4 protein-coding genes are annotated in these 4,708 nt (G+C 57.6%); 2 read left to right on the forward strand and 2 right to left on the reverse strand.

Annotated features, from left to right (window positions below):
- The first annotated feature begins 15 nt into the window (after positions 1 to 15).
- Positions 16 to 600: a 6,7-dimethyl-8-ribityllumazine synthase gene (ribH, locus tag NW820_RS03495; protein ID WP_414406687.1), complete on the forward strand. Its 585-nt coding sequence runs from the start codon at positions 16 to 18 to the stop codon at positions 598 to 600.
- Here the strand turns inward: ribH and htpG are convergent.
- Together htpG and NW820_RS03505 are read right to left on the reverse strand one after the other, a co-directional pair.
- Entirely contained in the window at positions 594 to 2,453 is a 1,860-nt protein-coding gene (gene htpG / locus NW820_RS03500) for a molecular chaperone HtpG (protein ID WP_414349755.1), read from the reverse strand. The genes ribH and htpG overlap by 7 nt on opposite strands.
- A 107-nt stretch (positions 2,454 to 2,560) precedes the next feature.
- Complete coding sequence (locus NW820_RS03505; RefSeq protein ID WP_414406688.1) at positions 2,561 to 4,030, reverse strand: LCP family protein; 1,470 nt, start codon at positions 4,028 to 4,030, stop codon at positions 2,561 to 2,563.
- Between NW820_RS03505 and NW820_RS03510 the strand changes: the two genes are divergently transcribed.
- A partial coding sequence (locus NW820_RS03510) for a 4'-phosphopantetheinyl transferase family protein (RefSeq protein ID WP_414406689.1) occupies positions 4,029 to 4,708 on the forward strand: 680 nt, incomplete at its 3' end. The two genes, NW820_RS03505 and NW820_RS03510, sit on opposite strands and share 2 nt — an antisense overlap.

The following is a 4,708-nucleotide window of genomic DNA, read 5'->3' on the forward strand; positions in this document are numbered from 1 at the left end:
TCTGGAGCAGCGTAGATGGCAGTTTACGAGGGCAATTTTGTTCAGACGGAGGATCTGCGTCTAGCCATCGTCATCGGTCGGTTTAACGACCTAATCACCGGCAAATTGTTAGAAGGGTGCCAGGACGCGCTGAAGCGGCATGGTGTGGATGTCGGCCCGGAGAGCAAGCAGGTGGACTACTACTGGGTGCCCGGCAGTTTTGAGGTGCCTTTGCTGGCCCACCAACTGGCCCAATCTCGCCGTTATGACGCCATCATCTGCCTGGGGGCAGTGATTCGCGGGCAAACTCCCCACTTCGACTATGTGGCGGCGGAGGTCTCCAAAGGCATTGCGGCGGCAGGATTTCGTACCGGAGTGCCGGTTATTTTCGGGATCATCACCGCCGATACCCTGCAGCAGGCTCTGGAGCGGGCCGGGGTCAAGAGCAACAAAGGTTGGGAATACGCCATGAGTGCCCTGGAGATGGCGACGCTGATGCGCCAAGTTGCCCCCCTGCTCCAAGGCAGCTACGGCCACAGCGGCAACGGGGCCGGATCCCGTCCGTCTCTGCCCGGTGGAGCGGAAGCCCTGCAGTCTACCCTGGACAGCGCTGCTTATTGACGGCGGGTGAGGCGAGTCAGCACTTCGTTGGAACGCTGCACAAAGGCCCGCACGGCTGCCGGGTCAAAGCTTTTCTGGGTAATCAAAGCCAGATCGTAGATGTGATTGCAGATGAGGTGAACCAAGTCGGGATCCCGACCCTGATCGGCAAGAGATTGCAGGTTTTGGATGAGGGGATGGGCCGTGTTCAGAACCAGGGTGTGCTCTTCCAGAAACTCCAGCGGCTTTTGCTGGATGACGGCGTTGAGCTCCTGCAGGCGCCGCAGCGTCTCCGGCAGCAAGATCATGGCCGGAACCGACTCCGATTTAAGGGCTTCTGCTTGGATCTGCAACTTGTCTTTGCCCAGGGCTTGTCGGAAGAGATCGATCAACTTTTGGCTGCGGGTTTTTTGCGTGACCGGATCCACAATTTCGGCGGCTTTGTCTTTATCCACCAGCGTTTCGTCCAGCTCAGAGTCCACCCGCTTAAATTGGATCCCTTCTTCTTTGTATTCCCGCTCCAAAAAGCTGCTGAAGTGGCTGTCGATCCAGCTATCCAGCATGATCACTTCCAGTCCTTGAGAGCGGTGGAGATCGATGTAGGCACTCTGGGCAGCCTCATCGGTGGCGTAGTAAACTCGCTTGTTTTGCTTGTCGCGGGTGCGCTCCAGGTACGCTTTCAGGGTCACATATTCGGGTTTGTCAGCAGGGGATCCGGCCACTCGGAAAATGAGAATATCCTTAATCTGGGCAAAGAACTTGTCGTTGTTCATCGCCCCAAACTTCATAAAGAGGCTGATGTCGGGCCAGACCTTGACGTATTTTTCGTAATCTTCCCTGTACAGTTCATTGAGACGATCCGCCACCTTTTTGGCAACGTGATCCCCAATGCGTCTTACGGTGCGGTCATTTTGCAAGAAGCTGCGAGAGACGTTGAGGGGAATATCCGGACTGTCGATGGCCCCCCGCAGAGGTAGGAGGAACTTGGGGATAACTTCCTCACAGTTATCTTGGACAAAGACTTGGTTGCAGAACAGCTTGACTTGACCCTTGGTGGGATCAATATCCGGGCGCAACTTGGGAAAATAGAGGATCCCTTGCACGATGAAGGGATAGTCGGTGTTGATGTGCACCCAGAAATGGGGATCCTCTTGAAAGGGATAGAGGTAGCGATAAAACTCTAGGTAATCCTCATCTTTGAGTTCGGAAGGTGAGGTTCTCCACAGGGGCTTTTGCTTGTTGATCACTTCCCCGTTTAACTTGATGGGAACGGGGATGAAATCGCAGTATTTACGAACCAATTCCCGAATGCGGCTTGGCTCCAGGTATTCTTCGTTTTCGGGGGTGATGTAAAGGGTAACGGTGGTGCCGATGCTGGAGCGCTCAGAATCGGAGAGGGTAAAAGTAGTGGTGCCGTCACAAGCCCACTTCACCGGCGTGCTGCCGGGCCGATAGGAGAGGGTGTCGATCTCCACCCGCTGCGACACCATAAAAGAGGAGTAGAATCCTAGACCAAAGTGGCCAATGATTGCTTGCTCTGCGTCTTTGCCCTTGTACTTTTGAATGAACTCTTCAGCGCTGGAAAAAGCCACCTGGTTGATGTATTTTTTCACTTCCTCGGCAGTCATGCCAATGCCGTTATCGGCCACCGCTAAGGTCTTGGCCTCCTTGTTGAGGGCAATCGTAATCTCCGGCTCTGGGAGATCTGCCACTTCGCCGGCAAGGCTGGCCATCTTCAGCTTGGTGATGGCATCAGCAGCATTGGAGATCAGCTCCCGCAAGAAGATCTCTCGATCCGAGTAGAGAGACTGCTTGATGATGGGAAAAATGTTCTCGGTGTGGATGGTGATGGATCCCTGTTCCAGCACGGTCATAGGTGGCTCAGCACTCAAACAAGCTCAGTGCTAATCTACAGAGACCGAAAAGTCCCCGACAAGCAGGCTCTTTTTCGGAAATCCGCACTCGCAACCGAACCGGCTCTCTAGAGCTGAGCTGCTCCGGGCGGAGCTTGGGTTTGGCCGTTGGCGTCAGCGGCGCGGAGTGCTTCATCCAAAGCCAACTGTTGAGCCCAATCTTGGCCGACTCGAATGGTGACATCGGAGTTGAGAACGCCAGTAGATTCTACCCGCACTTCTCCCAGGCCAATGGCGGCGCGGATCTGTTTAGCCCCCTCCCGATCCCCGCTCTGGGCGAGGATCTCCGTTTGCTGCAGCACCTGGGTGCTGTCTTCCACAGCAAAAGCATGGACGTATCCTTGCCTCACCAATTCTTGCACCATACGGCGGGCCATCCCCGGCTCTCCGGTTGCGTTTTGCACGGCTATGCGCAGGCGGTGTGGAGGAATGCGGGCTACCTCTGCCTCCAGGCCAAAGTGGGAGACGGCCACCCGTCGGATCCCGGCTGGATCCGGCAGCCAGTAGCTGGTGGAGAATTCTCCCGGCTGACTGAAGCGGCCCGGCAGCAGCACCAGGTCGATGCGATCGCCCCCAGAGGTGAGGACAAACTTGGCCAAGCTCAGAACCTCTTCCCAGGTGAGGTTGGTATCGAGGTTGGTGCGGATAACCTGCAAAATCTTTGGGATCCGCGGCCAGACAGCAGGGGAGAGCAGTTCCCGGCTCAGGGCCCGCAGCAATTCCTGTTGCCGTTGCACCCGACCGATATCCCCCAATCCCAGGTGATCGCGGCGAAAGCGGGCAAAGTGGTGGGCTTGTTCCCCGTTGAGGCGTTGCCAGCCGGGTTCCAGGTGGATAAACAACTGCTGGGTGTGATCCACGTATTGCATCGGTTCCGGCACGTAGATTTCCACGCCGCCCACCGCGTCGATCAGCTCTTCCAGAGCGTCGGTATTGAGGCGAATGTAGCGGTCAATCGGGATCCCACCCATCAAGTGGCTGACCACCTGAGCCGTCAGCGCCGGGCCCCCTGCCAAGTTGGCAGCATTGATCTTGGCCACACCAAAGCCAGGCAAGCGCACACGAGTGTCGCGGGGGATGGACAAAACGGTAATCCGCCGCGCCTGGGGATCAAAGCGGGCCAAGAGAATGGTGTCGCTGCGGGTGTGGAAGCGATCTCGCTCTGTGGGCAAGGGCAGGGTGGGATCCGGGTTGTCCGTGCCGAGAATGAGGATATGCAACGAGCGATCCAGAGCCGCAGCCCGTAAGGCATCAGGACGGAAGGCTTCTTGTTCTGCAGGTGTGAGGGAAGTTGGGATCACCTGACGGGGCAACATCACGGCCAGGAGGGCACCGGCAGAACCCGCCAACACAGCCGTGAACCCCAACAACAGCCAGAGGATCCCCTGACGAATAGCCTGCTGACGAGCTGCGCGGACACGGTCAGGACGGGGGGGATAGTGGAAGGAGGGCATCAGGTCAGACCAGGCCTCGCGAGCGCGTACAAGAAAGGGTGTACTGTCTGGGTGGTGTTGCCAACTCCACCAATTCAAGGCCATGTTACCCTATCCTCAGTTTTCAGAGTTGTCTGGATCCAACTTCAGCGAGGTAGCAGTCGCCACAGGGGGATCCCTGCAGCCGTTGTCGGGAAAGTCAGAGGTGCATCTTTGGCTGCAGACAGTCCCCCCGTTGGAGAAGTTGCTCCCCCAGCTCGGCCTTCTTTCCCCTGAAGAATGTCGGCGGGCAGAGCGTTTACAACTGCCGGCAGATCGGCGCCGCTTTCTGGCCGGTCGTCTTGGGTTGCGGAGCTTGCTTAGCCGCTACAGCGGCATTCCGCCCCAGGGGATCCCCCTCGACCACAGTTCTACCGGCAAACCCTACTGGCGGGATCCACCCCTGCCGCTGCAGTTTAACCTCAGCCACTCCCACGAGCGCGTCCTGATCGGCCTGAGATGGCAATACCGCATTGGAGTGGATCTGGAATGGGTTCGACCTGTGCTCCGCTGGCAGCGCATCGCCCAACGCTATTTTTCGGCTGCTGAGCAGGGCCGTTTGGCCAGCTGTCCAGCTCCAGAGCGGGATGCCCTTTTCTTTCAAATGTGGACACAAAAGGAGGCGCTCCTGAAGGGAACAGGCAGGGGTCTGGCCGGCTCCAGAGCTTTGGACGGGGACTCTTGCTGGGTAACCCTACCCCTTCGGGTTGCCGGTGGCTACGCCGCTGCGGTAGCCCTTGAAAT

It is taken from the genome of Synechococcus sp. R55.7, assembly GCF_047461955.1.
Classification (GTDB): Bacteria; Cyanobacteriota; Cyanobacteriia; order Thermostichales; family Thermostichaceae; genus Thermostichus.

Excerpts from the sequence above, each read along its gene's own strand:
- NW820_RS03505 (WP_414406688.1), bottom strand. The coding sequence starts at position 4,030 with ATGGCCTTGAATTGGTGGAGTTGGCAACACCACCCAGACAGTACACCC.
- ribH (WP_414406687.1), top strand. The coding sequence starts at position 16 with ATGGCAGTTTACGAGGGCAATTTTGTTCAGACGGAGGATCTGCGTCTA.
- htpG (WP_414349755.1), bottom strand. The coding sequence starts at position 2,453 with ATGACCGTGCTGGAACAGGGATCCATCACCATCCACACCGAGAACATT.